This is a genomic window from Vibrio maerlii (genome assembly GCF_003415655.1).
Lineage (GTDB): Bacteria > Pseudomonadota > Gammaproteobacteria > Enterobacterales > Vibrionaceae > Vibrio > Vibrio maerlii.
Genome location: NZ_QRHC01000010.1, coordinates 158,299 through 181,497, shown reverse-complemented (window position 1 = coordinate 181,497; position 23,199 = coordinate 158,299). Strand labels below are relative to the sequence as shown.

General features: G+C 38.0%; 21 protein-coding genes. All 21 read right to left on the bottom strand.

Annotated elements, in window-relative coordinates; translation table 11 throughout:
- Nucleotides 1–207, bottom strand: a 207-nt coding sequence (locus DPF91_RS17275) for a transposase (RefSeq protein ID WP_206355536.1), incomplete at its 3' end; no start/stop codon positions are given.
- A gap of 95 nt (nucleotides 208–302) precedes the next feature.
- The gene (locus DPF91_RS17270) at nucleotides 303–2,441 is read right to left on the bottom strand and encodes a glycosyltransferase (RefSeq protein ID WP_117235689.1); all 2,139 of its coding nucleotides are present in this window, start codon (nucleotides 2,439–2,441) and stop codon (nucleotides 303–305) included.
- Entirely contained in the window at nucleotides 2,392–3,084 is a 693-nt protein-coding gene (locus DPF91_RS17265) for an SDR family NAD(P)-dependent oxidoreductase (RefSeq protein ID WP_117235688.1), read from the bottom strand. The genes DPF91_RS17270 and DPF91_RS17265 overlap by 50 nt, the downstream gene beginning before the upstream one ends.
- 2 nt (nucleotides 3,085–3,086) lie before the next feature.
- Nucleotides 3,087–3,914, bottom strand: a complete 828-nt coding sequence (locus DPF91_RS17260; protein WP_117235687.1) for a hypothetical protein — start codon at nucleotides 3,912–3,914, stop codon at nucleotides 3,087–3,089.
- A gap of 154 nt (nucleotides 3,915–4,068) precedes the next feature.
- Nucleotides 4,069–5,214 (bottom strand): glycosyltransferase, encoded by a 1,146-nt coding sequence (locus tag DPF91_RS17255; RefSeq protein ID WP_117235686.1) that lies wholly within the window; start codon nucleotides 5,212–5,214, stop codon nucleotides 4,069–4,071.
- Between the two features lie 446 nt (nucleotides 5,215–5,660).
- Nucleotides 5,661–7,085 (bottom strand): phosphomannomutase, encoded by a 1,425-nt coding sequence (locus DPF91_RS17250; protein WP_117235685.1) that lies wholly within the window; start codon nucleotides 7,083–7,085, stop codon nucleotides 5,661–5,663.
- Nucleotides 7,085–8,530 (bottom strand): mannose-1-phosphate guanylyltransferase/mannose-6-phosphate isomerase, encoded by a 1,446-nt coding sequence (locus DPF91_RS17245; protein WP_117235684.1) that lies wholly within the window; start codon nucleotides 8,528–8,530, stop codon nucleotides 7,085–7,087. Before DPF91_RS17245 ends, DPF91_RS17250 begins: the two co-directional genes overlap by 1 nt.
- Nucleotides 8,531–8,724: 194 nt before the next feature.
- Nucleotides 8,725–9,789: a glycosyltransferase family 4 protein gene (locus DPF91_RS17240; RefSeq protein ID WP_117235683.1), complete on the bottom strand. Its 1,065-nt coding sequence runs from the start codon at nucleotides 9,787–9,789 to the stop codon at nucleotides 8,725–8,727.
- Entirely contained in the window at nucleotides 9,786–11,402 is a 1,617-nt protein-coding gene (locus tag DPF91_RS17235) for a glycosyltransferase (RefSeq protein WP_117235682.1), read from the bottom strand. The genes DPF91_RS17240 and DPF91_RS17235 overlap by 4 nt, the downstream gene beginning before the upstream one ends.
- A 23-nt stretch (nucleotides 11,403–11,425) precedes the next feature.
- The gene (locus DPF91_RS17230) at nucleotides 11,426–12,235 is read right to left on the bottom strand and encodes a glycosyltransferase (protein ID WP_164684226.1); all 810 of its coding nucleotides are present in this window, start codon (nucleotides 12,233–12,235) and stop codon (nucleotides 11,426–11,428) included.
- Nucleotides 12,232–13,074, bottom strand: a complete 843-nt coding sequence (locus DPF91_RS17225) for a glycosyltransferase family 2 protein (RefSeq protein ID WP_117235680.1) — start codon at nucleotides 13,072–13,074, stop codon at nucleotides 12,232–12,234. The genes DPF91_RS17230 and DPF91_RS17225 overlap by 4 nt, the downstream gene beginning before the upstream one ends.
- A gap of 10 nt (nucleotides 13,075–13,084) precedes the next feature.
- A complete protein-coding gene (locus tag DPF91_RS17220; RefSeq protein ID WP_117235679.1) occupies nucleotides 13,085–14,083 on the bottom strand; it encodes a glycosyltransferase in 999 nt (332 codons plus the stop codon).
- Nucleotides 14,083–15,276 (bottom strand): glycosyltransferase, encoded by a 1,194-nt coding sequence (locus DPF91_RS17215; RefSeq protein WP_164684224.1) that lies wholly within the window; start codon nucleotides 15,274–15,276, stop codon nucleotides 14,083–14,085. The genes DPF91_RS17220 and DPF91_RS17215 overlap by 1 nt, the downstream gene beginning before the upstream one ends.
- Complete coding sequence (locus DPF91_RS17210; RefSeq protein ID WP_117235677.1) at nucleotides 15,269–16,825, bottom strand: polysaccharide deacetylase family protein; 1,557 nt, start codon at nucleotides 16,823–16,825, stop codon at nucleotides 15,269–15,271. Before DPF91_RS17210 ends, DPF91_RS17215 begins: the two co-directional genes overlap by 8 nt.
- Nucleotides 16,822–18,192 carry a phenylacetate--CoA ligase family protein gene (locus DPF91_RS17205; RefSeq protein ID WP_117235676.1) on the bottom strand — a complete coding sequence of 457 codons (1,371 nt, stop codon included), beginning with the start codon at nucleotides 18,190–18,192 and terminating at the stop codon, nucleotides 16,822–16,824. The genes DPF91_RS17210 and DPF91_RS17205 overlap by 4 nt, the downstream gene beginning before the upstream one ends.
- Nucleotides 18,193–18,218: 26 nt before the next feature.
- Nucleotides 18,219–18,935 carry an ABC transporter ATP-binding protein gene (locus DPF91_RS17200; protein WP_117235675.1) on the bottom strand — a complete coding sequence of 239 codons (717 nt, stop codon included), beginning with the start codon at nucleotides 18,933–18,935 and terminating at the stop codon, nucleotides 18,219–18,221.
- 10 nt (nucleotides 18,936–18,945) lie between these two features.
- Nucleotides 18,946–19,800: an ABC transporter permease gene (locus DPF91_RS17195; RefSeq protein WP_206355582.1), complete on the bottom strand. Its 855-nt coding sequence runs from the start codon at nucleotides 19,798–19,800 to the stop codon at nucleotides 18,946–18,948.
- A 12-nt stretch (nucleotides 19,801–19,812) separates the two neighbouring features.
- A complete protein-coding gene (gene rfbC / locus DPF91_RS17190; protein ID WP_117235674.1) occupies nucleotides 19,813–20,364 on the bottom strand; it encodes a dTDP-4-dehydrorhamnose 3,5-epimerase in 552 nt (183 codons plus the stop codon).
- A gap of 5 nt (nucleotides 20,365–20,369) precedes the next feature.
- Nucleotides 20,370–21,242, bottom strand: a complete 873-nt coding sequence (rfbD, locus tag DPF91_RS17185; protein ID WP_117235673.1) for a dTDP-4-dehydrorhamnose reductase — start codon at nucleotides 21,240–21,242, stop codon at nucleotides 20,370–20,372.
- A gap of 4 nt (nucleotides 21,243–21,246) precedes the next feature.
- Complete coding sequence (rfbA, locus tag DPF91_RS17180) at nucleotides 21,247–22,116, bottom strand: glucose-1-phosphate thymidylyltransferase RfbA (protein WP_117235672.1); 870 nt, start codon at nucleotides 22,114–22,116, stop codon at nucleotides 21,247–21,249.
- A 5-nt stretch (nucleotides 22,117–22,121) separates the two neighbouring features.
- Nucleotides 22,122–23,195 carry a dTDP-glucose 4,6-dehydratase gene (rfbB, locus tag DPF91_RS17175; RefSeq protein ID WP_117235671.1) on the bottom strand — a complete coding sequence of 358 codons (1,074 nt, stop codon included), beginning with the start codon at nucleotides 23,193–23,195 and terminating at the stop codon, nucleotides 22,122–22,124.
- Nucleotides 23,196–23,199 lie beyond the last annotated feature (4 nt).

The window sequence follows — 23,199 nt, the reverse complement described above, 5'->3', positions numbered from 1 at the left end:
TACACTCTTGGAACTCTTTCCATTTCGGCTGTTATTGGATTTAGAAGGTTGGTGTTTTTCATAGCCAAGATGCTCATCCATTTCAGCGTTGAGAGCAGCCTCAACAGTGATCTTTTTGAGCATCTGACTGAATTCAGTTAAGTCTTCGGGAGTTTTAATTCCCTTTGCAGCTTCTTTAGCAAAAGCTTCAAGTGCTTTCTTATCCATGTGCCTATCCTTAGCCATTACGGCTTTAAGTTTAGACAGTTACACAGAATTTAAGACAGTCTCAAAGTATACCCTTGAGCATATGTTTATCTTTTCTATTGCCTGATAACGTATCTAAATTTATCACGCCACCCTGATTTCTTTAGTTGATGGAGTTGAACAAAATGAACCTCTACTGACTCATTCCACCACTTTTCGACTTTTGACTTTATTGTTTGATGCTCATCAACATTAGGTGCCACTATATAAAGATTGATCTTACTATCATCAACAGCTTCAATCTGAAACTCGGTAATATCACCTAGTCTGCCAAAGAGATCCTGAATATAATGAGTAGGATATATTTTACTTCCAATATTAACCAAATCGTGAACTCTACCTTCAATATTAGTAATTAGGTAGCCATTGTCGTTCTTAACTAAACTCTCAACCAAATCACCTGTCCGGTATCGAATAAGAGGCATCGCGGTATTCGTTAAGGTGCTCAAGACAAGTTCACTTTTTCCTAAAGAGGAATGTTCGCTATTGTCGCGTTCACTACTGTATAACTCAGGAAACACCATGTTATCTATGACTTTCAAAGACTGGTTACAGCATTCTCTTTCATGTGCAATAACACCAAACTCAGCATTACCATATCGATTGTATATACTACAACCAATATACTTTTTAATCACATCACGTTTCTTACTGTCAAGGACTTCACCTGTAGATACAAATACATCAAACGGTGGCTTGGAAAACAACAAGTTTTTATTTTTGATATACAGAGCCAATGCATATAATGTAGAAGGGTGACCTTCAATACTATAAGCGTTCTCTTCTGTTATTCCTCTAAGTATGTGCTCCATATCTACATCATCAAAAGAATGTGTCGTTATATTTGCACGATTAAGAGCTTTACATTTTACGTTCTCTCTAATTCGCTCTTGAAGAGGCAATGATTCAGGGAACTTAGTTGATAGATGTATTTCCTTCATGTGAGGTTTTTTTCCAGACCAGGAACTCACATATAGATGAGAAGCAGAACTCCAATCTAGTGCCTCTTGAGAATAATAAATTGACGTCGAAACACCTGAAGAACCACTTGTTTTTCGTTTATGTAAGGTATTACTCTGGTATCTAACATCGATAAGATTATTGCCTTCTCGTTGAACTATATCTTTAGTTAAATAAGGTAGCTTCTCGATATTCCGTATATCCTTTAGAATATCCTCTGCTTTGAAGTTATATTCCTTAAATAGTCGCCTATAATAAGGTACATGTTCACCTGCTTCTTTTAAGACCGTATAAAGTTTTTGCTTTATGATTTCATCACGTCTCTTACCTACAGCCTCTTCAAACTCTGAGAAACAATTCAACTTAGATGAAATACTACGATTTTCTAACTTTTCTAACACTGGGTATAGTAAGTATGAGTGAAAGTATCTAACAGGAAGCGAATCAAGTATCCATCTACGGCGCTTAATATCAACTTTTTCTATCTCAGAAAAGGTCTTGTAGTCTAACGTTTTCACCCCTAGGTAGGCTACCAACCAAGGTAAAGCAATCTTTGTATATCCTTGCTCATCAAATCTTCTCAATGAGCAGTATATGGAATTACTTAAATGTTGGTATATTCCGCCATGCTGCTTACTCGCCCTCTTGGCTTTCAAAAGAACGTCGATATTTTCTCCAAGTTTAATACCTGTATCAAACCCTTTGATTTCTTCAAATATATCTTTTCGTATAATACTTTTCCCAAAAGGCTTTTGAAAAGTTACCTTTATCCACTCCAGCAAGAAAAAGAAGACAAAACCTCTTAAGCTATTTCTATCGGGCATAGTTTTAATTGTGGCAACAGAAAAGTTACGGTCCGAAGAAAATTCATCTACATCTCTGAAGAAAGACTTTTGGACTATATTATCAGCATCAAGGAAAATATAATAATCGCCAACCGCACATTTGGCACCAAAATTTCTTGCATATGAAACACCTGGTGTACGCTCATGCACAACTCTGATATTCATTTTAGACGTTGACTTATAATTACAAACAACTTCTTCAGTTCTGTCTTTACAATTGTTTAATGAAACAATAACTTCAAATTTATCGACATCGTATTCAGTCAATTCTAATGACTTTAAAATATTGGAAATATAATGCTCTTCGTTATAGCATGGCACAATTATTGAATACTTAACTTTACCAGTCAATTTTTTCTTTTCCTTTATAAAATTCGCCACTTCCAACATGAGAGGTTGCCAGTTCAAAGATTTCTTGTGCTGATTCTAAAGGATTTTTCGGACCATCTTTACCTCCCATATCAGTGCGCATCCACCCTGGGCAAAATGCTATCACTTCGATCAAATCATAGTCTTTCAACTCATCAGCAAGCAATAACGTTGTATAGTTTAAACACTGCTTGGAAATTCTATAAGCAAATGATTTACCATAGTCTTCAAGTTGTTCTGAAAGACTATATGACCCCCAAGCAGAAGAAACATTTACAACTTTACCAGTTCGATTTTCCTTCATTACCTTGGACACGGACTGCATTAATTTCATGGGCGCATAAAAGTTAACCTGCATGCTTTTCTCGATCAACTCGAAATCGATATCAATTGGAGAGGTTTCCTTATACTCCTTCTCAAGATAAACACCTGCATTATTAATTAAAACGTCAACATCGATGCTTTTACTCTCAATCAGGTTAGTCGCTCTCGAAATAGATTCATTATCTGTTAAATCCAACTCTAAAAAAGTCAGGTTTTTATGTTTTATTTCATTATCCCTATTTCTACCACAAGCAATGACCTTGTAGTTATTAGATAGAAAAACTTGTGTCAACGACCTTCCAAGACCTCGAAATGCCCCTGTAATTAAAACACTATTCATAATCACTGCACCTTGTAATAATCTTTTATATGTCGTAGGTCATCCTTAGGAAAAACGTTTGTATCTATAATAGGAACTTTCATATCAAAAAGTCGAGCGGTCAGGTAGTGTTCAGATAAGATCGTCATTGCCTTATTTTGAAAAAACAACCAGTTACTATCATCTAACGGGCGAGATTTGAGCCAATTCAACTTGTATTCAGGGAATTTTTCATCTTGCATACCAAAAAGCCAACTAGAAATATAAGCCTTCCAATTAGCTGATATTAAAGGGTCATCACTCCAGAACTTTTTGATATCATCTGAGAATATTCTAGACTTGGGAAAATCAAAAACCATTGAGCCAAGTTTTCTCATCACTCCTTGTGGAATAAAGAATATATTACTTCTTATCCAAGACTTATATTCGATACCATCGAGCGTGACAACTTTAGGGAAATCATCCAAATACCCAATGGCTGATTCATCTAAATTCCTGCCCTGAATGATATTTGAATCAAAAACATCCAAGAAGTTTTCACCATCAGCATAGTTTCTCTGAAAAAAAGTGTCGTTCGCAAACAAAATAATTGAATCACTTTTTATTAAACCTTGTTCTTCAGCAAAAACATATCCTTTATCCCAACCAGAAAAATCAAAACAAGAATTATCGCCGTGTATAAAGTATTGGTTATTATCACAACGTTCTTCTATAGAATCAGCATTGTCGACAATGACATAATTGGCATTGAAAGAACCAAACATTCTGCCTAATATTTTATTTATTTCCAACATACCTTCACCAAGGTGATTGTCAGTATAAATCAAAAACAAAACAACAATATCTTTCATATTATTTACCTATTTGTAAAACGAGAACCAGTTTAATATGTAATATATACTTAGGCAAAACAAGTCCAACCCATAACCTCATTGTATCTTATACAATTATTTCAATAAAACATAATCTAGCGCGTACTTCAATGACGTACATATAGCTAAAAATTCAGCGGCGTAACAATGATTTATATATTCTCATATACTCATCACGCACTACCTTATCCGAAAATGTACTATCAAATCGTTTACGTGCATTTTGGCTAAATTCAAGCTGCATATGACTATTGCCAAGGATATCATTAATCGCCTTACTGAGTGCAGCAGGATTTTCAGGCTCAACAACCAACCCTGTCTCTCCATGTTGATTCACATAGGATGTTCCGGTTCCTATTCCGCATGTCACCAGAGGTTTGGAGTGCATCAAAGCTTCTACAAGAACAACACCAAACGCTTCTGAACGCAGATGAGAAGGTAACGTTAACAAGATCGAATTTTGGATGAGCACATGTTTTTCGTCTTCTTCTAACTGCCCCGTAAATACTACGTTCATTAAATTTAACTTTTCTGCTAAAGACTTTAACGATTTTGATTCAGGGCCAGAACCAGCAATAACGACTGTTGTATCTAGATTTACAGCCGCTTCAACCAAAGTATGAAAACCTTTGTAATAGCGAAGTACACCTAGAGCCAAAATGTAGTTTTCTTTCTTTAGTCCAAACTTAGAAAGAGTTTCGTCTTGGTACTGTGAAGTAAACGCTATTGAATTGTCCTTTAAGCATAAAGGAGCGACTTCAATCTTAGTTTTATACTCATCCCTGCTAAGAACAGGACTTGAATCAACATAGTTTTGAGATGTCGCAACAATACGATCTACACTTCTTAATGTTCTGTTCATCAAAGGTCGATAAATATTGCCCAAGAACTTTTGACGCACAATATCAGAGTGATAGGTCATTATAGTTGGCTTATCTTTAGGGATGATAAGATTTAATAGATCAACAAATGGCCAAGGAAAGTGGAGCTGTACAACATCACACCATTCAACTAATTCTCTAAATTTTTTAAAGCTTTTCCAGCCCCCAATATCACAAGATGCAACACTAATGAGAGACTTTTCTCGTATAACCTCTCCCTCATCTAAATGAACTGAACTAGGATAAGGGTTGGGAGACAGTGTGAAGATTTTAGACTCAACACCTAGAGGTGCCACGCTTAAACATATTTGCTTAATTGCTTCTTGAAGCCCTCCTGGTGGATCAGGGAAGTACGTTCTGTAAACATGTAAAACCTTTAGTTTATTCTCAATATACATTTTGATCTTTCAAGGCTGGCAGAGAAATTTATTTTGTTAAAGGGGTATGATAGAGACTATCCCTTTAACGGCACAATATGGAGTGTCTAATCTAACATTTTCTCACCAAAGAATACAGTCAAGCACTACAGTGAAAGAGGTTATTTGAGCTGAGCGTAGGGGTGAAATCTTGCACTAGATGACCTTCCTAGAGCATTCGTCTACCAGTGCAACCCGCCCCCCCTTATAGTCACGAGAATTTTAAGGAGTGGCGTTTAGAAAAATTGAGAGTCTGTGGTAACTAGAGAATAGAGGTAGAAAAACTTCGAACAACAGAGGTTCACATACATTTTAAGCTAAATAGTAGATGGGATTTAGCATTAGCCGCTAATCATAAGTAAGGAAGCTTCAAAGGCCCATGTAAACTAGGGTGTACATGGACGCTTCAACTTCTATCTATCGGATACTTAATGCGCTATGTTGCAGATTTTTTGCAGGCTCATGTCTACATACATGCGCGCCTTAACTAGGCTATCAGCTTCAGCATAACAACGAAGCTCGGGGGCATTACCCGAAGGACGAAGATGGATAATACTGTCATCTGATGATGTTATGCGCAATCCGTCAGTTGTGTCCACGTGGAGGACATCAAAATCCCTAAAGCCCAATTGATCTAGCAATCTCCGAGGATCCTCTATCCCTTGGTTTATAATGCGTTGACTACGCTCGGTTGCAAAATTTTGAATCCGATCACTATATGTCACGCGATTAGGTAATGCGCTGACCAATTGTGAAATTCCCTTTTCCTTTGCTGCTGACAATAATATCAAAGCCGGTAGCACCGCATCCCGTGTAGGTAAGGCCTTTAGTATATTGTTATTAATCAAGACATCACTGCCTAGCAGGTAGCCGCCATTCGCCTCAAAGCCCGCTATTGATTGATAACATTTATTCAATACCTCTAACTGGGCTATCACATAAGGAGAGCCAATCTTGGTGCGTTCTACACGGCTAAACCCGGCATCAGCATCTATTATGCTATTGCAACTAACAGGAACCGCGATAGCTTCAATACCAATTGCTTGTGAACACAATAAACCTAGAATATCTCCACGTAACCATTCTCCATGTTCATCGGCAACCAATGGGCGGTCTCCATCTCCATCGGTTGAAAAAATAGCATCTAAGTTATGCAGCTGTGACCAGTACTTTGCTTTACGTTTATCTGAATCAGATACGGCTTCAGTATCAATCGGTACAAATTCATCACTACGTTCTAGCGATATAACATCCGCACCAAGGATAGTAAACAAAGGGGCATATAAATCTCTGCCCGCACTTGAATGCTCGTATATCCCTATGCGTTTACCTCTTAGAAGATCATCACTAAATAAATTTGTATAGCGTTCAATATACTTACTAGCAGCATTTGGGTTAACGACTAACTCTGGCAAATCATCTAATGGGGCGAACCGTGCGTTAGCAGTGACAATAGCTTGTTCATCAGCTTTGCTAATCTCTCCATCTGGTCGATAGAATTTTAGACCGTTGCGTTCAAACGGAATATGACTTCCTGTAACCATTATGCAAGGAATATTATCTTGCATAGCTACATATGCTAATGCTGGAGTAGGTACAACTCCATAATAATCCGCCTTTATGCCCAATTGACTTAGAGCCTTAATGCAGGCTTGAGCCATCAAGGGGCTGCTTGGTCGGTTATCAATACCGATAGCAACGGAGCGAAAACTAACCTGGCCTTGCATAGTTTTTATAAATGCATGAGTAAAAGCACCACACACGTCTGGGGTAAACTGTTCGACTAAACCACGCGCGCCACTAGTGCCAAAGAGAACGCCACTGTCTTCAATTACTCGGGAGCTAGTTAACATTAATCAACTCTCCCATAACGATCTTCGAATCTCACTATATCATCTTCACCGAGATAAGACCCTGTTTGGACTTCGATCATTTCCAAAGGTATTTTTCCTGGATTTTCAAGGGCATGAATTGTACCCAAAGGAATGTACGTTGATTGATCTTCAGTAACCAAAAGTACTTCATCGCCATTAGTCACGCGAGCAGTTCCAGATACAACAATCCAATGTTCAGCTCGATGGTAATGTTTCTGTATAGACAGTTTTTGACCTGGATTTACAGTAATCCGTTTAACTTGATCGCGCGAGCCAAAGTCAATTGAATCATATTTCCCCCAAGGGCGATAAACTTCGCGGTGGATTCTATACTCACTTCGATCGGAGGACTTCAGCTGCTTCACAATTGCTTTAACTTCTTGTACTTGCGATTTATTAGCAACCAAGATTGCATCTTTGGTTTCAACTACGACTAAATTACTAACACCTACTGTGGCAATCAGCTTATTTTCTGAATGCACATAGTTGTGGTTTGAGTCAACAGATATAACGTCACCTTTATGTACGTTGTTTTGGCCATCTTTATCTGAAACATCCCATAATGCCGACCACGACCCTACATCGCTCCAACCTGCATCCATAGGGATTACTACCAGTTTACCCGAACCATTGGGAGCACATACTGGTTCCATCACTGCATAATCAACTGAATCTGAGGGACATGCAGAAAAGGCTTCTTTATCAACACGGATAAAATCCAAGTCGGGTTGTGTTTCGGCCATTGCTTTTTCACAAGCCTTAAGCATATCAGGATTATGCTTTTCAAGTTCTGCAATATATTGCGTCGCTTTGAACATAAACATGCCACTATTCCAATAATATTCACCTGAATCTAAGTAGGCTTCTGCTGTAGAAAAATCTGGTTTTTCTACAAAGCTGTCAACCTTGAACGCAGATTCACCGTGTGATGCACCACGCTTGATATAGCCATACCCTGTCTCAGCCACTGTTGGTACTATGCCAAAAGTCACTAATTGATTAGATTCCGCAAATGGCATTGCCGTATTAACTGCGGATTGAAAAGCCAATCTATCTTCTATCAGATGATCGGCAGCCAAAACTAATAGTACAGGCTCAGTACTACAACCAATTTGTTCCGCCTGCTTCAATGCCTGAAGTGCAGCTAGAGCAATCGCAGGTGCTGTATTACGTCCTACGGGCTCCAAAATAATACCAGAGTGATTGAACCCACCCGAGCGCATCTGCTCCGCCGCGATAAAACGATGCTCTTCGTTACAAATTAATAGCGTGGGTTGGTGTTCAAGACCTTGCAAGCGGGCGCAAGTCTGTTGAAGCATTGATTGCTCACCCGCAATCTTTAAAAATTGCTTAGGGTAAAGGTCACGCGATAGCGGCCATAAGCGACTACCCGTACCGCCAGCCATAATGACGGGAACTAACATAATAAATCTCCTACGAGCCCGATAAATTGGAAAACTCAAGCCAAGATAACTAAACTGTTCAGGTTTGATGATAGCAACCGATAAAAGTATTAGTTTGACCTAAATTAATTCTAGGTATTAAATATCCTTACTTCTATCGATCCCAGTTTTTAGGTGAAACTAAAAAAATAAAAGCTGTCAATTCCTTTCTGCAGCTAGGCAACTGTTTCAATCGCTTTTTTCCAACTTTCATCACTAATTAAACTAAATACTTTATCAACCGTTATCTGTGATTGATTGCAAAATTTAGAATACATTTCTTCATCTTCAAGTAGGTTAATTACTTTATTTGTTGCATCTTCAGGTTCGTGAAATACAAGTTCTTTGCAGTTCAAAAGCTCTTCTGTCGCCGAGCCTCCTTTTACTACGGATGGAATTCCCATAAGGGAAGCTTCCAAAACTGGTATGCAGAACCCTTCGTGCTCGCTTGCTGTAATATATACATCAGATGTAGATAGAATTGATATCATCATATCAGTTGATATTGCACCATGAAATATACATTGTTTCGCAACATCAAGATCACTTGCTAATTCTTTAAGGTAGTTACTGTATCTTAGGTTACAATCATTACCAATGATATTTAACTTCAAAGCTTTCCCAAACTTTTTCTTGGCTTCGGAAATTATAGTAATCAAATCTTCCAGATTTTTATGAGGTACCAACCTTCCTATATAAGTTAGCGTATCCCTAGGACCCTCATTTGTATTAGTTTTCTCCGAAAAGGTAGCTAGCTGATCTGGGAATATTGGTGGAATAACTAGAGCATGTTTACCAACGTCACCTAAGCTTTCTTTTGAAAAGGTGGAGTTACAAAAAAGCAAATCAAACTGGGCAAGAAAAGAGAACTGATCGAATGATTTGCGACACAGGTCTGCTGTTATTGGGTCGAACTCTTCTAACAAACTTGGAGTAGTGACGTTATGAAAATAACAGATCTTTCGACAGTTTTGACTAGACAATCTTTCGATATTTTCATCATAAATAGAATAACTGACAAAAATAATATGCTTATCGTTTGTACTATTCAAGACAGACTCAACCGGAGTAGTACGGTAAACTGCACCGTCAAACGTCGAGCGAAGCGCTGCTATTTTGGGCTGAAATCCCAAACGCTCAGCAAGCCTATATACTCCTAGACAGTGGTTTCCCACTGCATCTCCTTGATGTATATCTGGCGCATAAATGATAAAATCCTGTTTTTGAGTAGCAACGCTCATATAAAGCTCTCCAAAATATTTCTATACTTCTTTGCACAAGTCTCTATTGAGTAATTTTTAGCTATAGTCTCATAAGCGTTGTTTACTTTAACTTCAGTATCATTTGAATTGAAAACTTCTTGCATTAGCTTAGCAGCCACATTTAAGTCAGCATTAGCCCAAAACTGATTCTTAGAATACAAATACTCATCAGGCTTCATACTCACTAGCTCATATGGAACAAGCCAGCTGTTCAAATGATCATTGAAGTCTAAATTTCCCGAAAACGCTGTTACAATCACTGGTTTTTTAAGCAGCATCATCTCCGCAATATTTCTTCCAAAGCCTTCCGAGCGATGTAACGAAATATAGCAGTCTATCGAGCTATAGAGAGCTAATAACTCATCAAACGAAACACGCTCATTTATTACATAAATATTACTTGACTGACTACAATAAACTTCCAATTCCTTCGCAAGCTCAGGCCTTAGATCACCATTATTTAGTTTCACAATCAGAGAAACATCACTACAACATTCTTCAAAAGCTAACAGAAAAGCATCAATGGCCGCATAAGGGTTCTTTCGCGAAACCGAAGAGCAAAGGTCAAAAGATATAATAAATTTATATGAAGGCTTTGAATAAATATTATGGTACTTATCAAAAAAGTGAGAAGAGGTATTTTTATCAGGTGTACCTAGAATGCTCACTGGTAGAGGAACGACTCGTGCTTTCTCTTTCCTAATAGAAGCTGGCAATGACTGGTATACGAATTCCGAATGTAGCCAAACTTCATCGAAATAATCCAATAAAAATTCATTACACGCAGGCCAATCTTTATGCTCTGAAGGACTAGATAGAATATTGACTGAAAGACCAACTGCAAGTGAATTTTCCAAGCCTCCCAAATAGACCATTGCGCTAGGTGCTGGTGTAGCAAATACGTTAATTGGAGCATAGCTATCTTCGAAAGTTTTATCAAAATATTCACTGATAATATCAGCATTATCGAAAACTTTTTTTATCAATCTAGCATCAATTCCAATGCCGATTTCTAAGGCAGGCTCCCCAAAGATGTTAACTAGGTGCTTAAATTTATCTGCGTAACTTCTAAAGCCTTCTTTAGGCTCGATACCAATTGTTATTACAAACTGTTCAAATGTTTCGATTGATTCTGATGAAATGCGTTCACCTTCATTCTCGTAAGCCCAAAAAAGCATTCGTCCTACGAACACTTTTTCAATCTTACTATTACTTTTCAATATCGAAGGATACGCCCATCGGTACATCCACTCATTAAATTCTTTCGATCCAATACTTAGGTTTGACTCGATACAAACGTCAATCATATTGGTGAAAGGAGCCAGACAAGTCGTATTAGAATACCCAGCTTGAAATGAGTAAACGTGGTGCAACATAAAGTCAGAACTTAGGCCTACTGAAACATCGCAATTTGGATACCCCTCTCTGCCTTCAGTCAACCACCAATAAATCAATTTTAGTTCCCAGTTCTGGCTTTCATTGTCAATAGCTGTTTGTATGTCATCGCGCCATTGATAGACGGATAGTAGAAAGTTATTGACTAAATCGGAACTGTTAGAGTGAGATTTATTTACTAAGTCTTTAATTATCATAATAGGGTCTTATCGGACGAGTTTTAAATCAGTTCTTTTAGTTCTTTTAGGCTAAGCTCAAACTTAAGTTCACCCAGTAACTCTGATATTTTACTCCTACCATGAGACCACTTCTCGTCACCATCTATTAAAGACAGATCATGAAACGGAGTGGTGTGAGTTTCATCATTACGAATTCGATATTCGCACACAAAGTGATCTAACCCTTTTAAATCCATCCTATATTTACTAACTAATCTAATAAGAAGCTCATAGTCCTCTAAAGCACAGAGTGACTCATCAAAATACAAATCATCTTGCTTAACCATATGAGTGTCGATCATATAACTATGAATAGGTAGAAAGTTATCAACCAAAAAATAGAAAATATTCGGAGTAAAGTTAAGAAATGGAACTTTACTTTCACAATAATTATAACGACCACTCACATCAAATGTGGCTTTTCTACACCCACCTGCAGAGAATGCCGTGTTTGTTTTTTCAAGTCGTTCAAGAAGATATTCATATGCACCATTATAAATAACGTCGTCATAGTCAAGAAATGCTAAATATCTAGACTCGTTGAGGGCGATGCCTCTATTTAGCATTGTTGAACGAATATCTGAATCATCGTTAATGTTTTCGATTACAAAACGTTTCTTCATCGCCCAATCAGAGGAAAGAAAAGATATATACTCTTTAATCTCTCTAATTATATTTTCCTCGCAATTATGAAGAATAATTAGTGGAGTTACCGTTACATCACCTTGAATACACAAAGAGAACAAGGCATTCTTGAGCAAGTCAAAATCACCTTTGTTGTGATATCTTACAATAACTGATACGTCTTTCATGACCATCTACCTCGGGAAAAATAAAATTTTTCGACAAAATTTGAAACATCGATTGCTTGCTCTTTACTAGCCGGCAAACCGTTCACTTCAATCTGTGGCAATTCTTCATAAGTGCTGTAGATACCTTCAGCCACGAGCACCTCTTCACAAAAATCAACAAACTCTGCGTTGTGGTATTTCTTCCCTAAATAACGACCACTTTCGTAAAAGAATTTAGTGGTTGTTTTTGTAGCTTTTCTATTGATAACAAAATGGGCATATAAAGCATTCGGACAATGAAGAACTTTATAGCCGGCCAATTTTGTTCTCCAAGAAAAATCAACATCCTCACAATACATGAAGAAGTTCTCATCTAGACTACCAACTTTGTTGAGGATTTCTCTAGGATAAAGAGAAGCGCACCCCGAAGCCCAAGACACCTCAAATGTTTCCTTATCATACATTTTTGGGTGCTCTTCAGGAAACTGACTACACTCGACAATCGCTAAAGGCTTCCCTTTGGCAAAAGTGATAATTTCGTAAAAAAAGTATGGATGGAACATCCCATCGGGGTTCCCTGTTAAATAATATTCAGCACCAGTATTGGAGAGCATCTCTTCAACAATTAAGTTAGACGCTACTGTAAATCCAATATTACCCCTACTATCCAATCGCGTTACATTTTCATAAGCTGATAATGCCTGACTTTTATTACCATTATCGATGTATATAAGCTTAATATTCAAATCTAACCCTTTAGACTCAGAATAATTTTTAGCTTGTTTGAGAGAATGTAGCCACATCTCCAATTCTGATTCTTTGGTATTGTATGTCACTATACCAATAGCAAGCTCGACCATTTTTACCTCATTACTTTTGCGAAAAAAAATTTTTCTCCGCTATGGTTTCTTCATAAGTGATAATAAGCTTTTCAATTGCTTCATCCCAAGAATATAGATTGTCAGCCTTAGAACTAACTATTTTATCGTCATTCGAAGTTGCTTCTTTAATTGCTTCCCTGATACTGTAATCATTACTGGGGTCACAATAGACAACACTATCACCGAAATATTCTTTAGTGGAGCCCTCTTGAGTAATGACTCCCTTTGTCCCCAGCGCTTTTGCCTCTAATGCAGCTAACCCCGGAGTTTCCAGAGTACTTGGCAAACAGAATACATCTGCAGCATCATATGCTGAACGAAGTAGAGGGGAATAGTGGTCTATGCCATCTATATGCACTATTTTTTCTGGTGCTAACTCTGCCTTCACTGCGTCGAAATAACTATGATCTCTAACATGCCCAATTAACACTAACTTCCTATCATCAAAAGATTGCATTGCCCTAGCTAAAGACAATTGGTTCTTTCTTGGTTCTATATTAGCTACATTTAAAACAAACTTGCCTTCAATATCAAATTCATTCCTAAACAATGAACCATCTACTTTGTTGAAGAATAGTTCATCTACAGCATTATAAACACTATGAAATTTTTCCCTCTCTATATTGAGAACTTTGGAAAGTTCATCACTTTCCATTTCAGAATTGGTAATAATGGAATCGGACAAGTTCAACTGGGCAGATATTTCTTCATACGGATAAAGCTCTTTTGTTTCTTCTGTAATCCAGAGGCTTGAAGTAACTACTAGTGGTATACCTAAATTACGAATAAAGTTGCAAAAGTGTATAGAGCCACCAACGCAAGAAAAGAAATGGACTAGATCATACTCTACAAAGTTAGGCTTCCAAGGATTAAACAAGTCTACTTGTACCCCTTTACCTTCAAGTGCTTTTTTGTACGCTAGAAGTTGAATCTCTCCTCCACCTGGTGTGTGAAAGGCCATTGGGTATGTTGCGAATAAAACTTTCACTAGTCACTTCCTTCTATTATGGCTAACATTTTTTTAGTGCGTCCAATCCACGTATTATCCCCTATAATTTCCTTAGCTACTCGAGCATCTAATTTCCCTTGCTCAATATGCCTTCTTATGTTTTCAGCAAATACTTCATAACTATCTGAAACAGATATAGCCTCATTTTTAGTATATTCAGTGAAATTAAGTTTCGTTGAAACAACGGGTAGACCCGCTGCTACGTATTCATAAAACTTCATTGGAAACATTGAATCTGTATATTCATTTAACAATGTAGGTAAAATCCCAACATCCATTAGATGTAAAAAATCTGGCAAATCAGAATAAGGAACATATCCCAAATGATAAACATTGCTTAGGGATTTCAGTTCAAAAAAATCATTATTTTTCTGCCCTTCTCGCTCCTGACCAATTATATAGAATTCCAATTCATGACACATGCTCGCCACTTTAAATAGTAACTTAAAGTCAACTTTAAAGTCTGATAGAACACCATGATAGATAACTTTTTTGGCTTTGCTTTTTCTTACAATATGTAATTTTTCATCAGTGGATTTGTTAGAATTTGAAAAATGTCCAAAATCTACTACATTAGAGTGGTAATGTACCGATTCATTAATTTTTGAACAGCGTTTCTCGAGGCTTTTAGTGGTAACAAATACATGATCACAAATATTTAACAACCGTTCTTCATGAGAGTTAAAGTTGCTTTCTTCGATACCCGGTATCTTCGATAGATCGTCAACTGAATGATATATGATTTTATCAAACTCCATCTTATCAACCACATCTTGCACAAATGGGTGATAAGTCCAGGCGATGAGATAATTATTACAAAACCTAGCTAATTCTCTTTTAATCAGAAAATTAAGAATAAAGCTATTTAGCTTTTTTATAAGCTGATAGTTCTTTGGGTTAGGTAGCACCAACGGAGATAAAACTACTAACTTATCACTCTGTTTATCTGCACCGCAAACTAGTGATTGGAGCCCTGTATATACGCGATTTAAAATACGTCTAATATCTTTAGAGCTTCCAATTTTTGGCGCCCTTAGGCCTATACTCTCTACATATATAACAGAGTAGCCTAGATTGGATAAAACCTTTGCAGTATGCTGCTTATTAGTCCAATAGGGTTCTTTCCAATCTGCAGTGGAAAATAGAACAATTGTAGTTTCTGCTCTAGTCACGTATCGCCCCATCAAATACTACCCCTTTATACATAACCTTAGGTATAAATAAGCTTTGTCTAATATACCCTTTTTTTAAGGCTAATGTTGGCACTCCATTAGCAATTATTGGATATAATTTTTCTTTATCTTGTAAAAAGTTCATTGCATCAACTTCGTTCATAAAGCATGGTGTATTTGAATTACTACGAATATAGTCAATTAACTCAAAATGAACATCTTTTCTTTGCTTCTCACTTTCCCAACCATATTGGTATCTATCCGAAAATGGATGATCTAAATAGCCAAATATAGTGTTAGTTTTCTTGGAAATATCAAACGATTTCTTATAAATCCTAATGGAGTCACCTCCATCATCTAAAATACAATCTCCATGAAGCATTACTTGTTGACTATGTCCGATAAAACTATCAGGTAAATCAGCAAGATTTCCTCCATTGAAGGTCAAGAACTCAGGATCATTCTTAATAATGCCACCAATACAGCCTTTGTAGCCCGCATCATTCAGCGCTTTTAACGCATATATAGGAGTATGATGGAAAGGAGAAACAGCATATACAACACGCTTATTGATAACACTCTCTATCAGATCTGCAGAAATTTTTGCTTCAGATAATGCAGACTCATATGAACCTCCCCAATTTGGTGCATGAGTTGCAGTATGAGAAAGTATAGCCTCTCCTGCGAGGTCTAATTCCCGCATAATCGGAAAATGTCGTTCATCGCTCAGGTTCTTGGTGTGGATTGCAAGTGAGAAAGGGATGCTTTCCTCCCTATATGCGTTCCAAAGATAACGACTAGATTCAATATCCTCATCACAGTCTAGTCTCATCGTAATGGCGCAATCAAACCCAGTAGGAACTTCTAATAATACAGGATAACAGTTGCCCCCATCTACCGGGATTGAAGACAGGTAGTATTCTATAATCTGCCATTCATATGAGTCTACTGGCCCCACTTCTCTATTAAACCAAAGGCAGAATTTGTCTTCTAATTCAATAAACGAAGAGTATGAACAGATCAACTCCCCATCCTTGTTAATATTCGACAATACATTCTTTTGATCAAAGATAGCTGGAAATGAAAGAGACCAAATATCATTAGTTGTTTTTATAGCTCCATACCCAAGGTTGTTCCATTCGTCCATAAAATCGAACCTTTCCAAGGGACGGTCATAAGTACAACCAAAACGCCTCTTAGAGTTTTCTGTATACTCGACAATTTCCCTACTTTCAGAGAATTTGTACGTATCAGCGCTTGGGGCTTTACCCCATTCACCTTGAGGCCAATCCCCCAGGTGGAACTGAAAAACATCTGAGTAACTGATAGGAATAGTTCCCAATATAACTAGCTTTTTTATACAACTTATAGCTATAGCACTACCAAGTTGTTGCTCGGTAGGTGAAATTAAAACTAGCGCAGAAACCTTCTTGAACTCAAGATCTTCAAGACTCTCCAACTCCAAAATTTGAGAATCAGAAAATGAACGTTTAAATGCACCAAAGACATATTTAAATGCCTCTAATTTTGAGTTTAATATACCAATCATCTGTCAACCACATGCCTAAATTTCGAACGATGTCCAACACGCACAAAATCATCGTGCTCTACAAACTTAATATTAAAAGCATTGGGCCAGTAGTGCTCTACTTTAGCCTGAACTTCATCTCGGTTGGCACTTAGTTCCAGCGCTAATCGAAGAATCGGCTTATCACTACGTGTATCTATTTGAAACTCTTGTATGCCCCCGACTCTATGGTCTAACACATCTTGAATATGATGAGTTGGGAATTCCTTCCCACGAAGCCTAACAACGTCGTGAATACGCCCTGTCACATTTGTCAAATAAAAACCATCCAACCTTTTCTCTACCGAAGCGAGATCACCCGTCTTGTATCTAATTAGTGGCATCAGCCTATTCCGAAAGCCTGTAAACACTAACTCACGTCGGCCATCACTATGTTCAAAACTCTCAGGGTAGCCTTCAGAGTCATAAACAAACATGTCAGAACGCCCCTCAAATTGATACGCCATAACTCCTAATTCAGCGAGCCCATATCTATTTATTACTCGGCAGCATAGAACTTTTTGAATTTTCTCGCGCATATAGTCCTCTAGCAACTCCCCACTAGATTCAAACACGTCGAAAAGGCACATACTTTTATATTTTCCTTCAATATAACAGGCCAAAGAGTATATAGTTGAAGGATGCGCATGAACTAGGTGTGGCCGTCTATTTCTCAAAGTTCTAATAATTTCTTCTAACCCAGCTTCATCAAGGGAAGAAAAAAAGATATTACTCCGGTTCATTGCAAAACATTTAAAATCTTCTCTATTTGGCCAATCAGGTTGCTCTTCTCCTAAAAACCTACATGCAAAATGGAGTTCAGACTTAGACTTCGAATTACCAATACTATCTCTGGAAAAAAGAGTTATGGCTGAAGAATAATCTGCGGATGCTTGATCATAGTATATGAAACATGACGACCCTGTAGAACCACCAGTTTTACAAACATGATGTCTTATTTCCTTCAAGGGTCTGGACAGAAGTCGATCACCTTGCTCTCTAATTATATCCTTTGTAAGGAGAGGAACATCATTTAGGTATGCTATATCCTTTTTTATAAGATTCGGCGAAAAGGATATATCTTTGAAGAGGTCTCTATAATAGGGAACATTTACTTGAACAAAGCTGAGTGTATCAAAGAGGTTTTGTTGTATAAGAGACTCTCTCTCTGAAAAAGAAAGCTTATAATGTCGATTAAGTTCTTTAAACTTGCTCGTTACATTCCTTTTTTCCATTTTCTCAGCAATTGGATAAGCCAAGTAAGCGCTAACCATGCCTTTTAAAATATTTAGCGGGGGCCTTGAAAAACTATATTCTGAAGCCTTTAATATAAAGCTATCTCTTTTCATCTACTGACCTATATTCGTAATAGACTTTAAACTCTCTCATCAGAAATTATTTTTCCGTGTTCCATATGTATTTTTCTATTACATACACTTTCAATCAAAGTTGGATCATGAGAAGCAATGATTAAAATCGATGATTTATCTATTAACGACGTTAAGCGCTCTGAAGCTTTTTGATTAAAGGCAGCATCTCCAACACTTAGCCACTCATCCATAATGATAATGTCTGCTTCAACACTAGTAGATATTGAGAATGCCAAACGAAGCATCATACCACTCGAATATGTCTTAACAGGCAAATTTAAATACTCACCTAACTCGGTAAAATCTGCAATCTCATCTATTTTGTTTCGAATCGCTTCAGGAGCTAGGCCATCCATGAGACCTTTAATAAATATATTTTCAAAGCCAGTTGCGTCAGGATCTAACCCCATAGAAACATCAAGCAATGATGCAATTCGACCAGTGGTTTGAAGACTACCCTGGACTGGGGAATAAACACCATTTAACACACGTAGTAACGTTGTTTTGCCAGAACCATTATGGCCAACCAAGCCGACACGATCCCCTTCACTTATTGTAAAGTTTAGGCCATCTAAAGCTCTTACTACTGGGTGTTTACCTGCATCACTGCCTATTTTTCCTCCAGTAGTCATATTTATAACTTTCTTTTTTAAAGAACGGTGAGAGTTCTCATAAATAGGGAACTCTACTGTAAGGTTTTCTGCTGTAAGATTTACACTCATAGATATTCCTCTATAACCAGTATGGAACTCGGTCACGACATTTGACCATCAAATAATGGGCGAACAAAAAACCAACAACCAGTGTTACAATTGAAAATACCCACGAAAGTAAATCAATCTCTGAACCTAAAATAGGAGCTCTGACTATTTCTATCATATGGTGGAATGGATTAATATCAGCAGCCCAAGCTCTATCTTTTAGCAATTCTTTAGACCACATAATAGGAGTAAAAAAGAATGCCACTTGTATAATATTAGTTACAATAGGTAATATATCTCTAAACCTTGCACACAGAATACTTAAAACGATGCTAATCCAGACAGTATTCAACAATACGATAAGTAAACCTGGTACAACCCCAAGAAAACTAATTGTCAAATTATGACCAAATAATATCATTAAAAAAACAACAACCGGAAGGCTATGAAGAAGAATAATGAAATTACGCCATACCACCCTCATCACATGGGTAGTAATAGGCATTCTTGCTTGCTTCATAATATAACCATAGGATATGAACGTATTACTACCCTCATTAAAGCAAGTACTAATATACTGCCAAACAACTAATCCTACACCAAGATAAGGCAAATAGTCCTTTATCTCTTGGTTTAATAATGTTGAGTATAGTATACCTAATACGCCAACCATGATTAGTGTGCTAAGTGTGAACCAGAATGGCCCTAATACAGAACGTCTATATCTTTGTTTTATGTCATGCCACCCTAATGTCGACCAGACGTGGTAAGAAAAAATTCCAACTTGAATATCATCTTTTCCCGTATGTGAGTGCCACCGTTGCATATACTTAGAAAAAAATCTATTGAACATACCTTGCTCAGCTTCTCTTGCTATATCTCTCATCTACAACACCAATTACAAATAAACTGCTTCGGCAAAGGTACAACCCGCAATATCTTTAACTGATAAACTAGGTTGTTCATTCTCATTAATCGGCCAATTGATAGCTAACTCTTCATCGTTCCATAAAATTGAGTGCTCTGCTAACGAGTTGTAATAATCTGTGCACTTGTACACAAACTCGGCTACCTCACTTGTCACGTAGAAACCATGAGCAAACCCCTCTGGGACCCAAAGTTGTCTTTTGTTCTCTTCCGATAAATATACCCCAACCCATTTTCCAAATGTCGGAGAGTCTTTTCTGATATCCACAGCCACATCAAAAACCTCACCACTCACAACTCTTACTAGCTTTCCTTGAGTGTTTGCCGTTTGATAATGTAAGCCACGCAAGATTCCCTTCTTCGATTTTGAGTGATTGTCTTGCACAAACTGAGTTGGTTTGCCTGTTACTAGCTCTTCAAACTTTTTTTGCTGCCAAGTTTCCATAAAAAAACCGCGTTCATCACCAAAGACTGCTGGTTCAATAATTTTGACATCGGGTATATCGGTATCAATAACTTTCATAATAACTACTTATAATCTGAAATATTTTGTAGGGCTTGTTGCCAGTCACTTGGCGTAATATCAAACTGCTTTGCTATTTTACCACAATCCATACGTGAATTTGCAGGGCGCTTAGCCGGAGTCGGATAAGCCGACGTAGGGATTGATAACAAACTAGGCTGTTGCTCAATAACACCTTGTGCTTGTGCCATTATGAAAACTTCCTTAGCGAATTCAAACCAACTCGCATATGGCATGCCGGAATAATGATAAATACCCCAATCGACTTTAGATCCAGACTCCACCAATTTGGCCATTTTAATTAATGCGGATGCAATATCGCCCGCATAAGTAGGCCCTCCAAACTGATCATCAACGACACTCAGCTCACTGCGGCTCTCGGCTAGGCGCAACATGGTTTTAACGAAGTTATTACCACGCTCACCAAAGACCCATGCTGTACGCAAAATTAAATGTTTCTCACAGGCTTCCGCTACCGCTTTTTCACCTGCAAGTTTACTCTCACCATAAATACCTTGTGGCCCAGTCATATCCGATTCTTTATAAGCCTTCTCTCCTTGACCATCAAACACATAATCTGTGGAGATATGCAGAATGACAGCCCCGCATTGCTGGGCTGCTTCAGCTAGGTACTTTGGCCCATCGCAGTTAATTGCATACGAAGACTCGATTTCTTCTTCTGCCTTATCGACTGCGGTATGAGCTGCAGCATTGATAATAAAATCAGGATTAAACTGCGCCACGCACTCTGCAACTGCTTCTTCTTGAGTTATATCAAGACCTTTATAGTCGACGGCCAATAACTCAGCCTTGCCCTTAAGCTGTTCGACCAGACAACTACCAACTTGACCATTACAACCAGTAATCATAACTTTCATCAGGTTACTTTCCCTCTACTAGTGACATTAGATACTGGCCATAATCATTCTTCAGCATAGGCTTAGCTAATTTTTCAATTTGAGCATCAGTCAACCAACCTTGGCGCCAAGAGATCTCCTCTAAGCAAGCTACTTTTAAACCTTGAACATGCTCAATGGTTTGTACGAAAGAAGATGCTTCATGCAAACTCTCATGAGTTCCGGTATCTAACCAAGCAAACCCACGCCCTAATAGTTCGACATTCAAAGAACCATCTTGTAGATACATATCATTAATTGACGTAATTTCTAACTCACCACGTTCTGAAGGTGTCACCTGTTTAGCAAAATCTACAACCCGATTATCATAGAAGTATAACCCCGTAACCGCATAGTTAGATTTCGGTTGAAGTGGTTTTTCTTCAATAGAAACCGCTTTCATGTTGTCATCAAACTCAACCACTCCAAAACGCTCAGGATCTTTGACTTGATACCCAAATACAGTGGCACCGCATTTATTATTTGCCGCTGAATACAGAGCCTCTGAAAAATGCTGTCCATAGAAAATGTTATCACCCAGCACTAAACATGCCGAATCACCCCCTATAAACTCTTCTCCAATTATGAATGCTTGCGCTAAACCATCAGGACTTGACTGAATGGCATACTCCAGATTGATGCCAAAATCCGAACCGTCACCCAACAATCGTTTAAAGCCCTCATTATCCTCCGGCGTAGTAATAATTAGAATATCTTTAATACCTGCTAACATTAACGTGGATATCGGATAAAACACCATTGGCTTATCGTAAATCGGTAAGAGTTGTTTAGAAACTCCTCGAGTCAGAGGGTACAAACGTGTACCTGAACCGCCAGCTAATACAATACCTTTCATACCATTTACTCCATACCTAAACGTTCACGCTGATAGCTTCCATCCTGAACATTTTGGCACCACTTTTGATTATCCAAATACCATTGAACAGTTTTTTTAAGACCCGTTTCAAATGTCTCTACTGGTGTCCAAGCTAGTTTATGTTGCATCTTTGAAGAATCAATTGCATAACGACGATCGTGTCCGGGGCGGTCTTGAACATAGGTAATTTGCTCAGAATATGGAACCTCTTTAGGTACAATGGCGTCCAAAATGGAGCAAATAGCTTCCACAACTTCTATATTTTTTTTCTCGTTGTGGCCTCCGATGTTATAAGTTTCACCAATCTCACCTTCTGTCACGACTTTGTAGAGTGCTCTGGCATGGTCTTCGACAAATAGCCAATCTCGAATTTGGTCACCTTTACCATAAACCGGTAGCTCTTTACCTTCTAGCGCATTTAGAATAACGAGAGGAATTAACTTTTCTGGAAAGTGATAGGGCCCGTAGTTATTGGAACAATTGGTGACTATAGTAGGGAGACCATAGGTACGAAGCCAAGCCCTAACTAAGTGGTCACTTGATGCTTTTGAAGCAGAATAAGGACTAGATGGTTCATAAGATGTCGTTTCCAAGAACATTGGAAGCTCTGTTCCCTCAGGCACGTCATCAGGATGAGGAAGGTCACCATATACCTCGTCAGTGGAGATATGGTGAAAACGAAATACCGCTTTAGCATGATCATCAAGCGTATTCCAGTATTCTCGAGTCGCTTCTAATAGCGTATAAGTACCTACAATATTGGTTTCAATAAAAGTAGCTGGTCCAGTAATGGAGCGATCAACATGGGACTCTGCTGCTAAGTGCATTACAGCATCTGGTTTATGGGTTTGAAATACCCGATCCAATTCAGCCCCACTGCAAATATTAACTTGCTCGAAAGCATAACGTTCATTCGGTTCTATAGAGGCTAGAGATTCTAAGTTACCCGCATAGGTCAAGCAATCTACATTTACAACACTATCATTCGTATTTTCGATGATATGACGCACGACTGCTGAGCCGATAAAGCCAGCGCCACCTGTTACCAATATTTTCACTAAT